At 37.9% G+C, this 17,795-nt stretch carries 16 protein-coding genes; all 16 read left to right on the forward strand.

Annotation, left to right across the window (positions count from 1 at the left end):
* Window positions 1-16 precede the first annotated feature (16 nt).
* The 16 genes from HMPREF2917_RS03360 (at window position 17) to HMPREF2917_RS03435 (ending at window position 17,691) form a co-directional block, all read left to right on the forward strand.
* Entirely contained in the window at window positions 17-310 is a 294-nt protein-coding gene (locus HMPREF2917_RS03360) for a hypothetical protein (RefSeq protein WP_049473201.1), read from the forward strand.
* 599 nt (window positions 311-909) lie between these two features.
* Window positions 910-1,833: a hypothetical protein gene (locus tag HMPREF2917_RS03365; RefSeq protein ID WP_049473200.1), complete on the forward strand. Its 924-nt coding sequence runs from the start codon at window positions 910-912 to the stop codon at window positions 1,831-1,833.
* Window positions 1,834-2,118: 285 nt separating this feature from the next.
* Complete coding sequence (locus tag HMPREF2917_RS03370) at window positions 2,119-4,050, forward strand: DnaB-like helicase C-terminal domain-containing protein (protein WP_049473199.1); 1,932 nt, start codon at window positions 2,119-2,121, stop codon at window positions 4,048-4,050.
* A gap of 96 nt (window positions 4,051-4,146) precedes the next feature.
* Entirely contained in the window at window positions 4,147-4,395 is a 249-nt protein-coding gene (locus tag HMPREF2917_RS03375) for a DUF3173 family protein (RefSeq protein ID WP_013903600.1), read from the forward strand.
* Complete coding sequence (locus HMPREF2917_RS03380) at window positions 4,388-5,599, forward strand: tyrosine-type recombinase/integrase (RefSeq protein WP_049473198.1); 1,212 nt, start codon at window positions 4,388-4,390, stop codon at window positions 5,597-5,599. Before HMPREF2917_RS03375 ends, HMPREF2917_RS03380 begins: the two co-directional genes overlap by 8 nt.
* 305 nt (window positions 5,600-5,904) lie before the next feature.
* Window positions 5,905-6,348 carry a hypothetical protein gene (locus HMPREF2917_RS03385; RefSeq protein WP_070588962.1) on the forward strand — a complete coding sequence of 148 codons (444 nt, stop codon included), beginning with the start codon at window positions 5,905-5,907 and terminating at the stop codon, window positions 6,346-6,348.
* 147 nt (window positions 6,349-6,495) lie between these two features.
* Window positions 6,496-6,948, forward strand: coding sequence for a hypothetical protein (locus HMPREF2917_RS03390; RefSeq protein ID WP_070588963.1), 453 nt, complete (start codon window positions 6,496-6,498; stop codon window positions 6,946-6,948).
* 108 nt (window positions 6,949-7,056) lie between these two features.
* The gene (locus HMPREF2917_RS03395) at window positions 7,057-7,506 is read left to right on the forward strand and encodes a hypothetical protein (RefSeq protein WP_003007430.1); all 450 of its coding nucleotides are present in this window, start codon (window positions 7,057-7,059) and stop codon (window positions 7,504-7,506) included.
* A 107-nt stretch (window positions 7,507-7,613) separates the two neighbouring features.
* Window positions 7,614-8,036: a hypothetical protein gene (locus tag HMPREF2917_RS03400; RefSeq protein ID WP_070588964.1), complete on the forward strand. Its 423-nt coding sequence runs from the start codon at window positions 7,614-7,616 to the stop codon at window positions 8,034-8,036.
* A 177-nt stretch (window positions 8,037-8,213) separates the two neighbouring features.
* On the forward strand, window positions 8,214-9,950 hold the full coding sequence (locus HMPREF2917_RS03405; protein WP_070588965.1) for an ABC transporter ATP-binding protein: 1,737 nt from the start codon (window positions 8,214-8,216) through the stop codon (window positions 9,948-9,950).
* Between the two features lie 13 nt (window positions 9,951-9,963).
* Window positions 9,964-11,742: an ABC transporter ATP-binding protein gene (locus HMPREF2917_RS03410; protein WP_014713347.1), complete on the forward strand. Its 1,779-nt coding sequence runs from the start codon at window positions 9,964-9,966 to the stop codon at window positions 11,740-11,742.
* Between the two features lie 189 nt (window positions 11,743-11,931).
* Complete coding sequence (locus tag HMPREF2917_RS03415; protein ID WP_070588966.1) at window positions 11,932-13,959, forward strand: glycosyl hydrolase family 28-related protein; 2,028 nt, start codon at window positions 11,932-11,934, stop codon at window positions 13,957-13,959.
* Window positions 13,960-14,071: 112 nt separating this feature from the next.
* Window positions 14,072-14,587 (forward strand): GNAT family N-acetyltransferase, encoded by a 516-nt coding sequence (locus HMPREF2917_RS03420; protein WP_070588967.1) that lies wholly within the window; start codon window positions 14,072-14,074, stop codon window positions 14,585-14,587.
* Between the two features lie 329 nt (window positions 14,588-14,916).
* On the forward strand, window positions 14,917-15,918 hold the full coding sequence (locus HMPREF2917_RS03425) for a DUF3137 domain-containing protein (RefSeq protein WP_070588968.1): 1,002 nt from the start codon (window positions 14,917-14,919) through the stop codon (window positions 15,916-15,918).
* Entirely contained in the window at window positions 15,915-16,469 is a 555-nt protein-coding gene (locus HMPREF2917_RS03430; RefSeq protein ID WP_070588969.1) for a LemA family protein, read from the forward strand. Before HMPREF2917_RS03425 ends, HMPREF2917_RS03430 begins: the two co-directional genes overlap by 4 nt.
* A gap of 145 nt (window positions 16,470-16,614) precedes the next feature.
* Complete coding sequence (locus HMPREF2917_RS03435; protein ID WP_070588970.1) at window positions 16,615-17,691, forward strand: aspartate-semialdehyde dehydrogenase; 1,077 nt, start codon at window positions 16,615-16,617, stop codon at window positions 17,689-17,691.
* Window positions 17,692-17,795 lie beyond the last annotated feature (104 nt).

A 17,795-nucleotide genomic window follows, 5' to 3' on the forward strand; every position in this document is an offset into this window, starting at 1 on the left:
AACTTTGGGAAATTCAATGATTGTAGATGATAGAGTAGAGATGTTTGCTCAATTAAAAGAAGAATTTATTGATATCATAATTATTGTTGCATTGTCAGAAGATGAATTAGAAAAAGTTCAGAAAGCTATTTTTAACGATAAGTTAGACAACTTACTTAAAAATATGTTTCAGAAGAAAAAGGAAAGTAGAAAGTACGCGAGAGATTTTATTGAAAAACATGTGGAATCTGTCATAAAAGATAGAGAAAGAATTACTGAGAAAGAAATATTGGAGGCGGTTGAGATAAGTAAAAATGTGTTTGTAGTATAATTAAATTCTGTTTAGCTACCAAAATGTGTTTGGTATCATTTTGGTAGCTAAACAGACAAAATGTTTTATTTTTTCACCGTGAACATAAATAGAATGTTAATTTATCAGCTTTCTTTTTCAGGTAAAATCAAATCTTGGAATTAGAAGAAAAATAGGCTTTGGATTGAAATAAATCATAAATAACTATACAAATTGTCTCTCCGTATAGGAATGATTTAGTGTTCTTCAGTTGAAACTATAATCCTAGGTATGAAATTAAAAAATTTTTTTAATTTGGTCATTAAAAATTTTTTCAAAAAAATTTTAATCCTATATGGAAGATCTTATAATGTGTATTATCATCCTTAAAATATCGCTATTTAGGCTATTTTAAAGGGCACTTTGTAAAGTGTCCTTTTTAAATTTTAGAAAAAATGGAGCAATTTTTGGTAGAAAAGGGTGACTTTTTTTGATTTTTCTTTTTTTTAGTTTTATCAAAAAATGGCAGACTATTAGTATGGAAAGAAAAATTTATTGAGTGCAAGAGAGTTGTAGCATCAGCTACAACTCTTTTTTTTGCTCTCAAACTCTTTTCAAATAAATATAAAAGAGGTTATATAATGCCTATAGATAAAAAAGAGAAAATCGAGAAGATTTTAAATGCACCGACTTTGAATTTGCTAACTTCTGTTAATTTGAAAACAGTTGACAAAGTAAGGGATCCTATCACTAATCGAACTTCTATTCATTTAGGGACTGGTACGATTCATATTGAAAACTTTGATGCTAACAAAGATTATTTCAAACTCCGAGTTTTGAAGATGTTGGATTTATTGATTTTTCTTGTCGGGAAGAAGAACCAATATAAACTAAGTGAAGAAGAGGCTGTTAATTGCGTGGTTGAATTTTCAATTAAACAGTATGCAGAACTGTTGGGGAAATCTAACCCAGCAAGCATTTCAACGAAGAAGAATGTACGTCGTATCATTGAAGAAGCATTAAGCTTGCTAAACGATCTTTCTATTAGTACTGCAGAAAAGAGAAAATCGGAAATTAAAGAATTCAAAGATATGAAACTGATTGAGGAATTCAAATGCAAAAAAGAAGTTTATACAGTTCAATTGACTGAAAAATTCGTTAGATATTTAATTACTTCTTATGTTACTAATTTCCCCATCAGACTTTTTAAAATTGATGAGCGTAGTAAAAATGTTTATTCTCTTGCAAAGAAACTAATCTACCATCAAAGTAACCATAATAATCGAAGAAAAAAGACTAATGAAGTCATATCAGTTGAAGTTCTATTGAATGTATGTCCTGAAATTCCTGCAATCGAAGAAGTTAGATTGAAAAAAGGTGGTTGGAATTCAAGAATTGAGGAGAGCCTTGATAATTCACTTACTAAACTAGTCAATGATAAAATCCTGATAAGTTGGGAATACTGTGATTCTAATAACAATCCTTTATCGGATAAACAGTTAGAAATGGAATCATTTTTTGAATTTAAAAATTTTAGAATTCGTTTTAAAGTTTTAGGGATTTAAATTTACTGATTTATCGATTTACTTCGATTAAATCAGGATTTATGGGGTATGTTGAATTAGAATTTGGGGTATGTTGAATTAGAATTTGGGGTATGTTGATTTTGTAAAAAAATTTTTCACCCTTGGTATAACTGATATTTTAGCATCTCTGATTTTCAATACTAATAATATTAATAAGCAGCATATGCCTTCAATTTTCGTATTGAAGGCAATGCTATAATTTTGCCTGTAAGAAAAAAAGTCCGGATTTTATTTTTTTACTGGAAACTACAAGAGGAGAAAAAAATGTTTGAAGAAGAAAAATCTTATTTGAAAGCATACATTGAACAAATCTCTGAATCAAGTCGTAAAGGTGGTAAAGGAGCATATATTTGCCCCCTCTGCCACAGTGGTGAAGGAAGAAACAGAACTGGTGCTTTTCATATTTACGCTGAAACCCAATGGAAGTGTTTCTCTTGCGATAGAGGTGGAGATATCTTTGATCTTATCGGCTATGTAGAAGGAATTGATAAATTTAAGGATCAATTGAAGCGTGTCAGAGAGTTGTTTAATCTATCAACTGAATGTGATGAATTCAAGGACCAGAGGACTGAATGTTTGAATTCCAATGTTATCTTTCCTTTAAAGGAAGAAGAGAAAAAAGATAATTATTTAAGCTTTTATAATGAGGCCACAAAGCATCTCTGTGAAACTGACTATTTTCTTAAACGAGGGTTGAGTTTTTCAACAGTCCACCGATTTAAAGTTGGCTACGTAAAAAAATGGAAACATCCTCATGTGACTAATCCTAATGTTCCTGAAACACCTCGGTTAATTATTCCTTTAAGTGAAAGTTGTTATTTTGCTCGTGATACAAGAGAAATTGTACCAGAATATCAATTGAACTATACTAAACAGAAAGTGGGAGGAAGCGATCTTTTTAATAAAAGTGAACTCTTCAAAAATTCAACGGATCCAATTTTTATTGTAGAAGGCGAAATAGATGCCATGAGCATCGTTGAAGTTGGTGGAAAGGCAGTAGGACTTGGGAGCATTGGAAATATAAATAAATTAATTAATCTTATTTCTGATCTAAAAGTTGATCGTACATTCATTCTCTCATTGGACCAAGATGAAAAGGGGAGAGAGGCTGAACTAAAATTAGCAGAGCAATTTAGAAGTAAGAAGATAAAATTTATTTCTTACAAATTAACTATTGATGATGTAAAAGATCCTAACGAAATGTTAGTGAAAAATAAAGGAGTATTTAACAAAATGGTGGAAAATGCAATCAATCAAACAAAAAGTGAAAAAGAACGGTATCTTGAATATTCAACAGCTAATCATCTTTCGAAGTTTTTTAATGGCATTACGAATGGTTCTAATAATACATGTATTAAAACAAATTTTGAAGGTCTAGATGATCTGTTAGAAGGTGGTCTTTACGAAGGCTTGTATTGTGTTGGTGCAATTTCCTCCCTTGGAAAGACAACATTTGTAACTCAGATTGCTGATCAAATTGCAGCACAGGGAACAGATGTTTTGATTTTTAGTATTGAAATGTCTAGGTGGGAAATAATTAGTAAAAGTATTAGTCGTCACACTGTTATCGAATCTATTGCCTCTAATAGTGATATCAGGAATGCAAAAACAGCACGAGGAATTACTGAGGGGAGTAGATATGCAGGTTACAGCACCCCAGAGATTGATTTGATTAAAAAAGCTAGAGAAAATTACGCTCAATACTGCAAAAATATTTACATTGTAGAAGGTACTGGACTTATTGGTGTGGGACTAATTCGGGAAACTGTTGAAAAGCATATCAAATATACTGGAAAAGTACCCGTGGTTATTATTGATTACTTACAAATTCTATATCCGGTGGATGTACGATTAACTGAAAAACAAAATACAGATAGATCGGTAATAGAATTGAAAAGGATCAGCCGAGACTTTAAAACACCAGTGATCGCTATCTCTTCTTTTAATAGAGAAAACTACAAATCTATTGTAAGTATGCAGTCTTTCAAGGAAAGTGGAGCCATCGAATACTCTAGTGATGTTTTAATTGGACTTCAACTTAAAGGTACTGGACGAGAACACTTTGATGTTAATGAAGCTAAATCGAGAAATCCACGAGAGATTGAGTTAGTGGTTTTAAAAAATCGTAATGGAAGAACTGGCATTAAGATGGAATTTGACTATTATGCGATGTACAATTATTTTAAAGAAAAGTAGTTTAAGGCTTTTGGTTAATGATCTAATTTGTTGAACTATTATAAGCCTTATCAAAAGATGGAAATCTCTGTAATTAAGAATTAGAAGGAAGAGATAATGCAAACAATAAATCATACAGAATTAATGAAATTAGGTTTTCCTGAACATACGGCACGGGATATTATAAGACAAGCAAAGTTAATTGCTGTTCGACAATTTGAAGAATCTAGAGCTTTATCGAATAATGTGGTAGAATTAAGTAAATCACCATTTGATAATTCTCGTCTTAATTTAGCTCCTACGTATATTGTAGAAGAATTACTCGGCTTTAAGTTGCTTTCTGAAAGAAAGGAACAAAATGAGTAAAAAATATAAATGCGTAAGTCGAAATAAGAAAGGAAAAATTTACTATGAAGTTGAATTCAGTGTAGATCCTTCTACGGGTGACCGAAAGAGGTTTAGGGTTAAATCTTATAAAGATCAATTTGGAATTGATTTTAAAACAGAAAAGCAAGCCTTTGACGAAGTCTGTAGGATAAGAACTGAATACAATGCTAAAATAGCTAGTGCCAGTGCAAATAGGCCACAATTAGATATTCCATTTTCAAAATTTATGGAAGATGTTTATTTGCCTTATTATAAGAAAACTGTTCAGTCCGTAACCTATCAAACTGCTTATCCTCAGTATAAGACTTTTATTGAGGTTTTTGCTGACAAGAAACTGTCTGAAATCAATATTCGGGAATGCGAGGATTTTAGATTATCTTTAATGGAAGACTACTCTCCAAACTACGCAAAAGGACTTTGGTGTAAACTGAAGAAGTGCTTAAATTATGCAGAACGCTTGGAATACATCGAGAATAATCCTTGTCGAAAGTTAGACAATCCTAAAGGAGAAAAACCGAAAACTGAATTTTGGACTGTAGAGGAACTTGATAAGGTTTTAAAAACTTTTGATCAGACAGTTTATGAAGAGAGGCAGTTTTATACGACTATCTGGCTCTATTTTATGACGGGGATGCGAGTCTCTGAGGGTCTTAGTTTAAAGTGGTCAGACATAGATCTTAAAAATAAGGTTATTCATATTCAGTCTACCCTCGAATATCAAGGGAATGGGAAATACGTTCGAAAAGAGCAGACAAAAACTAGGGCAGGAATGCGTTTCTTAGAAATAGATGACGAAACTGTTAAAGTGTTGAAAAATTGGAGAACTGTACAAGTGTATAATAGAGAAGATAATTTCGTATTAGCACGGTTTAACTCTCCCATGAACAAATCTACCTTAAGTCGAATGTTAAAAAGGCATGCACTAGTGGCAAAGGTTCCGGTTATTACTGGGAAAGGTCTACGTCATAGTCATGATTCATTTATGATAAACGTTCTAAAAAAAGATGTTTTGTATGTATCGGCCCGCTCAGGAAGAACAGACAAGGCTACAACACTAAACACCTATTCTCATTTCTATGATAGACAAGTTGTTACTGGTGGTGCTGAGATAACAGAGGCATTAGGAGAGCTGGGATTAATTGCAAATCCCGCCACAATCCCGCCAAGTAAAGAAACCAAGTAAAAAATAGCTGTGTGAGAACAACTAAAGCAACGACGCTTCAGTTACTCTTAAATAATAGAGTTTCCAATCAAAATGAAAACCGAGGTTTAGACCTCGGTTTTTTTGTCGTTGAAAATAATGATGATAGAATGTGAATAGAGGGCTTTTATAAAGCTAACATGTGTAGCTCTCTTTATTTTCTCTAAACCTACTAAATAGTGCAGTTTTAATGATGTTACAATGATTTTACAATTACTTTATGCCCTTGAGATGTTTCTGATTTGTTGCTATAATGGCTTTAAATTATATCATAAAAGGAGAAGATGATGAAAAATTTTAAACGTCTTTTATTAGCTTTTGTAGCTGTCTTTGCAGCCGTCCTTTTGGTAGCTTGTGGCGCTAAAAGCGATAATGGGACTTACGTGTTTGAGTCTACTAAGGATGAGATCAAAGATATTATGCCAAGTGAATTTCAATCTTTGATAGGTGATAATTACTCATTCACTATTTCGATTACAATCAATGATAAGAAAGGTGAGATGAAAGTAGACACCAATGCAGGTGGTCAAAATGTAAATCAAGTGATTGATTTGGAAGTAGACCAAAAAGCTAAAACTCTTGTCTCAAAAAATGAGTATGGGAAAGCGGAAATTACTTATCAAGTTTCAGGAAATGTGTTAACGATTAAGGATGTGAAGAATTCTTTGATGGGTGACACAGACATGTTTAATAACTACATGAAAATTGCTAAGTTCAAAAAAGTTAAATAAGCAATCATGGCGGGATTTAAATTCCGCCTTATTCTATTTCTTTGTTGATACAAGAAATATTACAAGAATATGACATTTATAAACTTTCATTGCCGTGTTTATGAATTGTTGATATAATAGGGTGAATCTAACTAAAAAGGAGAAGTTATGAAAAACTTTAAACGTATTCTTTTGGCTGTAGTAGCTGTTTTTGCAGCAGTCCTCTTGGTGGCATGTGGTGCCAAAAGTGATAACGGGACTTATGTCTACAAACCATCAAAAACTGAAGTGAAGGAAATTCTTGAAGAACAAGGTGCTCCAAGTTCAAGTGTAGATGCATTGATCGACAATGTTAAATTGGAAGTTTCAGTGACCATTAAAGATAAAACAGGTAGCCTTAAAATTAAAGGTGAAATGATGGGACAAAAGACTGACCAATCATTTGATATGAAAGTTGACCAACAAAAGAAAACTCTTCAATCAAAAACAGGTGAAGGTGAAAAGGTTAAATACAAAGTTTCTGGCGATGTATTCACTTTTGATTTATCTGGAGAGAAAAGTTCTGATCACGCAGCCGCTTTGGAAATGTTTAAAAACGCTAAATTCAAGCGTACAAAATAATACAAGAGAAGGGCAGAGGTTATCTGCTCTTTTTCTTCTTTATAATATCTTGAATCAGAATTAGAATAATGGTAAAATCTGATTATAAAGTACATTAGGAGATTGATTATGAAAAATATTAAACGTATTCTTTTAGCTTTCGTTGCAGTTTTTGCAGCAGTCCTCTTGGTGGCATGTGGTGCCAAAAGTGATAATGGGACTTATGTCTACAAACCAACAAAAACTGAACTCAAGAAGATTCTTGAAGAGCAGGGCTTATCGGGTAGTCAATTAGAGTCTATTGGAGACGTTATTAATTTTGAAGTTTCTATTAAGATCAAAGATTCTAAAGGAACCCTCAGCATCGCGGGTGAAGTCGCTGGTCAAAAGAATGAGCGATCTTATGATGTCAAAATCAATCAAAAAGAGAAAACAATCTCGTCAAATGATGGTAGTGGAGAAAAGATTACATATAAGGTCGATGGTGACTATTTGACATTTGATCTTTCTAAGTTAAGTAATAGCAACCAAGGGGATCTTATGATTCTTAAAAACGCTAAACTCAAACGTACAAAATAAAGCGACTGAAGAGCGGGGAAACCTGCTTTTTTCTTTATTTAAAATATCTTGAATTAGTATTAAAATAATGGTAAAATCTGATTATAAAATACATTAGGAGATTGATTATGAAAAATGTTAAACGAATTATGTTAGGTATTGTTGCTATTTTTGCAGTTGTTCTGTTAGTAGCTTGTGGTGCTAAAAGTGATAATGGGACCTACAAAATGGAGACGAATATTAATCAGTTAATGGGGCAAGATTCAGAATCTGAAGTGTCGAAAGATGCGAAAGTTACCATTGAATTGACGATTAAAGATTCAAAAGGGGAATTAAATATTATTCAGAAGATAGCTGGTAAAGAAGTGCCCATAAAATTGGATTTAAAAGTTGATCAAAAGAAAAAATCATTAAAACGTTCTTATGGTGATATGGAGTTGAAATACAACATCAAAGGTGATGAATTGACATTTGATTTATCTAAGTTAAGTTCTAGTGACCAAGCGAATCTTCTTTTTCTTAAAAATGCTAAACTCAAACGCACGAAATAAAGCGACTGAAGAGCGGGGAAACCTGCTCTTTCGCTTTACTTTTATGACTGGTTTGATATAATAAATGAGACTACAGATGGGACTGAGGCAGGAATGATTTTCTTTGAAAATGATTTCGTCTCGCTCCCTCTTTTCTGTGTGATCAAGGTTATTATTAATGGAAAAGGAGAAACATCTATGCTATATATTTGGTCTTACTTGAAAAAGTATCCCAAGTGGCTAGCTCTGAATCTATTTTCGGCGGTCCTGTTTGTTATTGTCAATTTGGGCTTGCCAACGATTCTAGCTCGCATGATTGATGAGGGGATTAACCCGCGTGATGTGGATCGGCTTTATTTCTGGGGCTGGGTCATGTTTGCGATTATTTTGCTTGGGATTGTGGGACGGATTATCTTGTCTTACGCGGTTGGTCAACTAACGACCACCATGGTCCGCGATATGCGCAATGACCTCTATGCTAAGTTACAGGAGTACTCGCATCGCGAGTATGAGCAAATTGGGGTATCGTCATTGGTCACTCGCTTGACTTCGGATGCCTTTGTTTTGATGCAGTTTGCGGATTCTATGTTGAAGATGGGGGTCATCACACCCTTGATGATGGTTTCCAGTGTTCTCTTGATTCTGACAACCAGTCCTTCTTTAGCGTGGATTGTAGCGGTATCTGTACCATTTCTTGCTGTCGTCGTCTGGTATGTAGCAGTTAAGACACGTCCTCTTTCCGAGAAGCAACAAAAGACACTCGACCATCTCAACCAGTTTGCACGTGAAAATTTGACTGGACTTCGTGTGATTCGTGCCTTTGCCCGTGAAGAATTCCAAGAAGAGAAATTTGCGGCTGAAAATGAAGTCTACGCAGAAAACTCGAATATATTGTTCAAATTAACTGGTTTGACAGAACCCCTGTTTGTGCAGATCATCATTGCTATGATTGTGGCGATTGTCTGGTTTGCTTTGGATCCTCTTCATGACGGTAGTTTGAAAATTGGGGATCTGGTTGCCTTTATTGAGTATAGCTTCCACGCGCTCTTATCTTTCCTCTTTTTAGCCAATCTCTTTACCATGTATCCTCGGACTGCGGTTTCTAGCCGTCGTCTCAAGGAAATCATGGATATGCCCATTTCGATCGATCCAAATGAGAATGGTGTAACAGAAACAGCATCTCGTGGCTATTTGGAATTTGACAATGTCACCTTTGCTTATCCAGGTGAGACGGAGAGTCCGGTTCTCCACAACATTTCCTTTCAGGCCAAACCTGGAGAAACGATCGCCTTTATCGGCTCGACCGGTTCTGGGAAATCTTCACTTGTGCAGTTGATTCCTCGATTCTATGATGTCACACTTGGGAAGATTTTGGTCGATGGTGTGGATGTTCGAGACTACAATCTGAAAGCCCTTCGCCAAAAGATTGGTTTTATTCCGCAAAAGGCCTTGCTCTTTACGGGAACCATTGCTGAGAACCTTCGTTATGGGAAAGAAGATGCCTCTGTACGAGAGCTAGAACAAGCGGCTGAAATTTCCCAAGCCAAGGAATTTATCGACAGCCGTGAGGAACGCTTTGATACGCATTTGGCAGAAGGTGGTAGCAACCTTTCAGGTGGTCAAAAACAACGCTTGTCTATCGCTCGTGCGGTTGTCAAAGATCCCGATATCTTTATTTTTGATGATTCCTTCTCTGCCTTGGACTACAAGACGGATGCCACTTTGCGGAAGCGTCTCAAAGAAGTCACAGGAGATGCGACCGTCTTGATCGTAGCGCAACGCGTGGGAACCATTATGGATGCGGATCAAATTATTGTCTTGGACCAAGGGGAGATCGTCGGTCGAGGTACTCACGATGAATTGATGGAAAGCAATGAGATCTATCGTGAAATTGCCAATTCGCAGCTCGACAGTCCGTCATTAACAGAGGAATAGAAAGGAGAAGCAGATGAAACAAGAACAAAACAGTTTTTCTAGACTATGGACTTACTTGAGAGCCTATCGCTTGGAAGTTTGCTTGTCCATTTTCTTAAAAATCCTGAGTGTCGTCATGAGTGTTGTCGAACCCTTTGTTTTGGGACTTGCCATTACTGAGTTGACAAAAAATCTCATGGATATGGCAAAAGGCCTTGCAGGAGCTGGTCTTAATACCTCCTATATCGCGATCATTATGACGCTCTATCTATTCCGTGGGGTCCTCTATGAGTTGGGGTCTTATTATTCCAACTATTTCATGACCAATGCTGTTCAAAAGACCGTTCAGGACATGCGAAATGATTTGTCTCATAAAATCAATCACATTCCTGTTTCTTATTTTGACCGGCATCAGTTCGGAGATTTACTAGGACGTTTTACTAGCGATGTCGAAACCGTCTCGAATGCCTTGCAACAGTCCTTCTTACAAATCGTTAATGCTATCTTTACCTTGCTCTTTGTCATCAGCATGGTCTTATACTTAAACATCCAGCTAGGGCTAGTGGTCATCTTGTCCATTCCGATCACTTATTTCAGTGCTCGATTTATCATGAAAAAATCTCAGCCTTACTTTAAAGAGCAGGCAGATGTTTTGGGGGCAATGAACGGCTTTGTGCAAGAAAATTTAACAGGCTTTAATGTCCTTAAGCTCTACGTCCGGGAAAAATCTTCCCAAGAAGAGTTTCATGATATTACCCATCACCTTCAAAAAGTAGGATTCAAGGCTAATTTCATTTCCGGCTTAATGATGCCGATTTTAAATGGGATATCAGATTTGACTTATCTGATTATCGCTTTGTTTGGTGGTTTGCAAGTGTTAGCAGGTCGTTTGACTGTCGGGAATATGCAGGCCTTCGTTCAATATGTTTGGCAGATCAACCAACCGATTCAAAACTTGACCCAATTGGCAGGACAGCTACAAAGTGCCAAATCGTCTCTAGACCGGATTTTCCAAGTCATGGATGAGCCAGATGAAGTAGCAGATGTGACAGAAACCCTCTCTGGAGATTTGACAGGGCAAGTCAGCTTTAAAAACGTGGATTTCCAATATGTAGCAGACAAACCCTTGATTCGTGATTTCAACCTAGAAGTCAAACCAGGTGAAATGGTGGCCATTGTCGGACCAACTGGAGCAGGGAAAACAACCTTGATTAATCTGCTCATGCGCTTTTACGATGTGACTGCAGGATCGATTACGGTGGATGGTCATGATATTCGCCATCTGTCTCGCCAAGATTACCGCAAACAATTCGGAATGGTGCTTCAGGATGCTTGGTTATATGAGGGAACCATCAAAGAAAACCTTCGCTTTGGTAATCTCGAGGCAACGGATGAAGAAATTGTGGAAGCCGCAAAGGCGGCCAATGTCGATCACTTTATCAGGACGCTTCCTGGTGGTTACAATATGGAAATGAACCAGGAGTCTAGCAATATTTCTCTAGGGCAAAAGCAACTCCTAACCATTGCGCGTGCGCTCCTAGCGGATCCTAAAATCTTGATTTTGGATGAAGCAACGTCTTCTGTCGATACGCGTTTAGAACTCTTGATTCAAAAAGCGATGAAGAATTTGATGAAAGGGCGGACTAGCTTTGTCATTGCTCACCGCTTGTCTACCATACAAGAAGCAGATAAAATCCTTGTCCTCAAAGATGGCCAAATCATCGAGCAAGGAAATCATCAATCCTTGTTAGCAGACAAAGGATTCTACTATGAGCTCTACAATAGCCAATTTTCAAATAAAAAAGCGGAATAAGCGCGTGTCATCAAAAGAGGTTTGAGATAGGATTCTCAGCCTCTTTTTCTTGCTCACTTTTATTACTACATAAAAAGGTTAACATATCTGCAACAAATTGATACAGAATATTCACACAATTCACCTTGTTTGTCATGATATTTTTTATTAGGATAGAATCGTTGTAAAAAATAAAAGGAGAAATGTGTGATGAATCATTTAAACAAAGATATCGTTTTTGGCATTCGCAAGTCTAAGCTTGGAGTCTTTTCTGTCGTGATTGCGATCATGGGGGCTTGTTTTTTGACTGGACAATCTGTGGCAGCTGATCAAGCCGGAGAGCAGGCACAAGTCCAAACACAAGGGCAAGAAGCGACAACCTCTGATCCCGCAAGCTCTCAAGTAGATACCAGCCAATATGGCGCATCTATGCCTTACACCCGTTATGAAGCAGACAAAGGGAATCTCCTTGGAAAGGCAGAGGTAGAACAGTCTCAAGACAGTCACTCAACAGCTATTGAAGCTTCTGATCAGACTTATGTCGCTTTAAAAGAAAAGGGAGATGGTGTCTCCTTTAAGGTCAATGAACCAGCCAATGCTTTAACCGTACGTTACACAGTACCAGATGGCGCAAGTGGACAACTCGATGTACAGGTGAATGGTCACAGTGTTCAACAATTGGATCTTTCATCTACGTCTAACTGGCAGTACTTGAATGACAAAGGTGTACACGATAGTGCACAGGCTGATACACGTGCCCGCTTCCAATTTGACGAAGTGCATAGCCTGCTTCCAGGCATTCAACTTCAAAAAGGAGATGTGGTTTCACTCGTAAAAAACAAAGCAGACGACGTCCATTATGGTCTTGACTTTGTGGAATTTGAGCAAGCTCCAGACCCGATTGCTCAAGGGGATAATGCTATCAATATTGTTTCTAAAGGAGCTACGCCAAACGATGATACTGATGACAGCCAGGCCCTCTATGATGCGATTTATGAAGCTAAACAAACCGGAAAGAATGTCTATATCCCAGCTGGGCGATTTAATCTCAATCGAAAAGTCGGTATCGATGCTTCTGATATGAAGATTTCAGGAGCTGGTATCTGGCATACCCAACTGCATTTCACTAGCGACCAAGCTGGTGGCGGTGGTTTTGACTTCCTTCACCAAGACAACCATGTTGAATTTAGCGATGTCTATCTGTCCTCTAACCTTCGTTCACGCTATGGTGAAAATGCTCAGTACAAGGCCATTTCTGGAACGCCAGGGAAGAATTCTCATATTCACGATATTTGGGCCGAACATTTTGAAGTCGGCATGTGGATTGGCGATTATGCTGGAAAAAATGATATGAAGTACACAGATGGTCTAGTAGTAGAAAATGTCCGTTTGCGAAACAACCTGGCTGACGGAGTCAACTTTGCCCAAGGGACTAAGAATTCGATTGTCCGCAATTCTAGTATTCGTGGAAATGGAGATGACGGACTAGCCAGCTGGTCAAGTATTGCAGATGGAACAGAATCAGCAGTAGCAGAAAATAATAAATTCTTGCACAATACGATTGAACTTGGTTGGCGTGCTGGAGGTGTTGGGATCTTTGGTGGAAAAGGTCATGAAATTGCCTACAATCGGATTAAAGACAATATCGGTGATGCTGGAATTCGCTTGACGACTGTCTTTAAGGGCCATAACTTTGATTTGAATGAAGAAGGAATTCGGGTTCACCACAATCTCTTGGAGCGTACAGGGACGAAGAGCGATATCTACAACAAGCATCGTGGATCGATTGATGTTGAAACGCGCTATGGAGATATTAAAAATGTCACCATTGAGGACAATGTATTTGTAGCGCCATTTGATATAGGTGTGACTGATCACCTCAATCTAAATGGAGGTATCCTAAACCATGTCGAAGTCAGAAACAATCAAACCATGAGTCAACTCTCTCATTCAGCTCAAGCAGGACTATCTGCTCCTGCTTCACAACCAGTTGGACAAGCCTTGAAAGTCAAAGAACCCCCCCTTCAAGTAAGTGCCGTGAAAGTCCCCCATCAACCGTCGAAAGTTCAACCGTATAAAAAACAAACGGGTCTGAATCTTAAACAAGCAAAGACAGTCACCAAAACAGTCAAACCTAACTATGTGCTAAAATCAACAAATTCCAAGCAAAAGAGCTTTTTGAAAGCTCCGAGTGCTTTATTTCTTTACCGGATGATGGGATTACGTCAAACGGTTTAAGAAGAATGGAAATCCTGGATACAATTCCAGGATTTTTTGCTTGCTGCTAGTCCTTCATTGACAGTGAGAAGGCATATCGGTATACTAGGTATAATCTAATTAGGAGGCTTCCATGATGATTCGACCCGTTCAGCTTAGCGATGCAGCAGCTATCCGAGCGATTTACCAACCTTATGTAACAGAGACAGCCATTACCTTTGAGGTTGATGTGCCGACTGTCCAGGAATTTGAAAGCCGCATCACAAAAACGCTGACCCAATTTCCTTATTTGGTTGCAGAAGTGGATGGGAAAGTTGTGGGGTATGCCTATGCCTCGACCTATTATGCACGCGCTGCCTATGATTGGACCACTGAATTGTCTATTTATGTAGCAAAAGAAGCGCGTGGACAAGGGATCGGATCGGCTCTTTATACTGCCTTAGAAGAGAAGTTGCAAGCACGAGGCTACTTACGCTTTCTGGCTTGTATCGCAGTTCCGAACGAAGCGAGCATTGCCATGCATGAAAAGCGGGGCTATGTCCAAGTCGCACATTTCCCAAAGATTGGCTATAAGTTTAACAAATGGCATGATATAATCTGGATGCAAAAAACCTTAAATGGTCCTGTGTCAACTTTGAAAGAGCAATGAAAAGTTTTTGAATGTCCTGTAAGAAAACAAGCTCCCGTTTCTTGACAGATGAAGAACTCCATGGTAAACTAGATTTATGCGATGAGTCGATTGGCTCTTAGGAGCCTTTTGCGCTGAGGAGGTCTACATTCAATTGTAACGCAGGAGCGGACCTTGAACAGTTGTGTGAACCTGCTGTTCTCACCGAAAGGTGCCTCGAATCCTGGTCTTCGGATCAGGATTTTTTTGTTTCCTCAAAGAACCGAAAACTATTATAATACAGTTGCTACAAAGTTATGTTGGTGTTATAATATAGTAAAGTGCCTCGTGTCAGAAAGGAGTGGAGTTGATTGGGAGATTTCTATCATTCTAATGATCCAGCATCTACAGATTATTCACAGAAAATTGAAGAGCTTGAAAACTCCAAACAATTTCAGGATGCCATCGGATTGATCCGAGAACAGATGAAGAACAATCTTCAGTGGAATGTTTTGCGATCTTTTGGTATTATTTGCGCCATACTATCTCTCATTTTATTGCGTTTTGCAGCTATTCCTTTGATCCTTTTAGTTGTTGGTTTGTATTATTGGCCGCAATATAAAAAACGAAAAGCCTTGTTTGGGGATCGAATTCGTTCGAACGATGAGATCTATCTTGATGATATCCTGTCGCCTGTATTAAAGGAAGTTTTTCCTAAGGCTTCGATCAAAGAGGACGGTTCCATCCCTTCTGAAGCTCTCTCGCATTTATGTCCTCGGTCGACTGATTTTCTATGTTTCAAAGAGCTATCATTTCATGATGACAAAGAGTTGACAGTTTCAAATCTCTATGCCCATCATACGGAGACTCGTTATCGGACGTCTAATGGACATACGAGGACGGAACATGTGGAAGTTACAGATTTCCTTGGACAAGTGTTCTCTTTATGTCTACCGATCAATTTCTCTGGTCATCTTCGGGTGGTTCCGACCAAGAAATCATTTCTTTTTAAGAGGGAGGTGAATGGGGTTTATCCTGGAGCCAGAGGAGATGAAGTTCAGATTGAAACCGAGGATATTCGCAATAACGAAAATTACAATATCTACTGCACGGATGAACTGTCTGCCCGTAAATTTCTCACCCCTAAGATGTTGGAATGGTTTGATCGACAAATTTCTCAAAATGCCATGTGTGTATTTTTGAAAGACAAGAAACTATTTATTTCTTTGTATACCGATCGCTATATCTTTCCGACGCCCCAAAAACCAGAAGATATTGATCAACTATCTTTGGTAGCTGAATATCATAAATTATGCAGAGAACTAGCTTTAATTAAAGAAATAACAGCAATTTTTGAAGGAGAAGCATCATGAACGTCATTATTGGAATCATCCTATTATTTCTTGTCCTATTGGCCATTTGGTTTATTAGTGTAGGAAATCGCCTCAATCGCTATCTAGTAACCATTGAAGAATCAAAGAGAACGGTCGATATCGTTCTTGTAAAACGCTATGATACCATTTCGGAAATGCTAAAAGTAGCCAAAGCCTATGCAAAACATGAGCAACGGATTTTCACTGATTTAGTTGCTTTACGCCAAGGAGCAACAATTCAAGAATCTAACCAAGTCATTACCAATCAAAACGATGTCTTGGCACAAATTCGTGCAGTCGGTGAAAACTATCCAGAGCTCTTGTCTTCTAACCAATTCTTGGCCTTGCAAAAGGAAATTGCTGACGAAAATGAAGATCTTGCTGCAGCGAAGCGAATTGTAAACAGTAATGTCAGCCACATCAATCAAGAAATTGTTTCATTTCCGGCGTCTATCGTAGCAGGTGTAAAGGGGATCCATCAAGTTCCATTTCTTGCTGAAGAAACACAAGGTAAGAAAGATTTAAGTGACTTGAACTATGACCTGAACTAAAGAGCTATTTATGATAAATAACCATCAACAATCCTGGTCTTAGAATCAGGATTTTTTCCTGCTGTTGGTACTTTTCATTTATGCCAAAAAATTGTATAATGGTACAAATACTCAATTTTTAGAAAATTTTGAAAGAGGATTTACTATGGGATACACAGTTGCTGTTGTCGGTGCTACAGGTGCCGTTGGTGTTCAAATGATCAAAATGTTGGAAGAATCTACTCTTCCAATCGATAAGATTCGCTACCTTGCGTCTGCACGTTCTGCAGGAAAAGTCTTGCAATTTAAAGGGCAAGATGTGACCATCGAGGAAACGACTGAAGATGCTTTTGAAGGGGTTAATATTGCTCTCTTCTCAGCTGGTGGTTCAACATCTGCCAAATATGCACCTTATGCGGTAAAAGCAGGCGCAGTAGTGGTTGATAACACTTCTTATTTCCGTCAAAATCCGGATGTCCCATTGGTAGTTCCTGAAGTGAATGCACATGCTCTTGATGCTCACAACGGAATCATCTCTTGTCCAAACTGTTCAACAATCCAAATGATGGTCGCTCTTGAGCCAGTTCGTCAAAAATGGGGCTTGGACCGTATCATCGTATCTACTTACCAAGCTGTTTCAGGTGCCGGTATGGGAGCTATTCTTGAAACCCAACGTGAGTTGAAGGAAGTCTTGAATGATGGGGTCAACCCACGCGATGTCAAAGCTGAAATCTTGCCTTCAGGTGGTGATAAAAAACATTACCCAATTGCTTTCAACGCTCTTCCACAAATTGACGTCTTCACAGAAAATGACTATACTTACGAAGAAATGAAGATGACAAACGAGACTAAGAAAATTATGGAAGACGATAGCATTGCCGTGTCAGCAACTTGTGTGCGGATTCCAGTCTTGTCAGCTCACTCAGAGTCAGTCTACATTGAAACAAAAGAAGTGGCACCAATTGACGAAGTGAAAGTTGCAATTGCAGAATTCCCAGGTGCAGTCCTTGAAGACGATGTTGCTCACCAAATCTACCCACAAGCCGTTAATGCGGTCGGTTCACGCGATACTTTCGTTGGACGGATTCGTAAAGACTTGGATGCTGAAAAAGGGATCCACATGTGGGTGGTTTCAGATAACCTCCTTAAAGGAGCTGCTTGGAACTCAGTCCAAATCGCAGAAACCCTTCATGAACGTGGACTCGTACGACCAACAGCTGAATTGAAATTTGAGTTGAAATAGGGAGAAAAACAGAAATCAGTAACTCGAAGAGTTTGATTTCTTCATCAGCTAACTAGCGAATCAACTTGTTTTATGAACAGATCATGAGGCAAAGGCAAGCAAGC

Origin of the sequence: Streptococcus sp. HMSC061E03, assembly GCF_001813505.1 — a bacterium.
Lineage (GTDB): Bacteria > Bacillota > Bacilli > Lactobacillales > Streptococcaceae > Streptococcus.

Bases quoted from the DNA above. Each gene is read 5' to 3' on its own strand.
- HMPREF2917_RS03360 (WP_049473201.1), top strand. From the start codon at position 17: ATGATTGTAGATGATAGAGTAGAGATGTTTGCTCAATTAAAAGAAGAA.
- HMPREF2917_RS03365 (WP_049473200.1), top strand. From the start codon at position 910: ATGCCTATAGATAAAAAAGAGAAAATCGAGAAGATTTTAAATGCACCG.
- HMPREF2917_RS03370 (WP_049473199.1), top strand. From the start codon at position 2,119: ATGTTTGAAGAAGAAAAATCTTATTTGAAAGCATACATTGAACAAATC.
- HMPREF2917_RS03375 (WP_013903600.1), top strand. From the start codon at position 4,147: ATGCAAACAATAAATCATACAGAATTAATGAAATTAGGTTTTCCTGAA.
- HMPREF2917_RS03380 (WP_049473198.1), top strand. From the start codon at position 4,388: ATGAGTAAAAAATATAAATGCGTAAGTCGAAATAAGAAAGGAAAAATT.
- HMPREF2917_RS03385 (WP_070588962.1), top strand. From the start codon at position 5,905: ATGAAAAATTTTAAACGTCTTTTATTAGCTTTTGTAGCTGTCTTTGCA.
- HMPREF2917_RS03390 (WP_070588963.1), top strand. From the start codon at position 6,496: ATGAAAAACTTTAAACGTATTCTTTTGGCTGTAGTAGCTGTTTTTGCA.
- HMPREF2917_RS03395 (WP_003007430.1), top strand. From the start codon at position 7,057: ATGAAAAATATTAAACGTATTCTTTTAGCTTTCGTTGCAGTTTTTGCA.
- HMPREF2917_RS03400 (WP_070588964.1), top strand. From the start codon at position 7,614: ATGAAAAATGTTAAACGAATTATGTTAGGTATTGTTGCTATTTTTGCA.
- HMPREF2917_RS03405 (WP_070588965.1), top strand. From the start codon at position 8,214: ATGCTATATATTTGGTCTTACTTGAAAAAGTATCCCAAGTGGCTAGCT.
- HMPREF2917_RS03410 (WP_014713347.1), top strand. From the start codon at position 9,964: ATGAAACAAGAACAAAACAGTTTTTCTAGACTATGGACTTACTTGAGA.
- HMPREF2917_RS03415 (WP_070588966.1), top strand. From the start codon at position 11,932: ATGAATCATTTAAACAAAGATATCGTTTTTGGCATTCGCAAGTCTAAG.
- HMPREF2917_RS03420 (WP_070588967.1), top strand. From the start codon at position 14,072: ATGATGATTCGACCCGTTCAGCTTAGCGATGCAGCAGCTATCCGAGCG.
- HMPREF2917_RS03430 (WP_070588969.1), top strand. From the start codon at position 15,915: ATGAACGTCATTATTGGAATCATCCTATTATTTCTTGTCCTATTGGCC.
- HMPREF2917_RS03435 (WP_070588970.1), top strand. From the start codon at position 16,615: ATGGGATACACAGTTGCTGTTGTCGGTGCTACAGGTGCCGTTGGTGTT.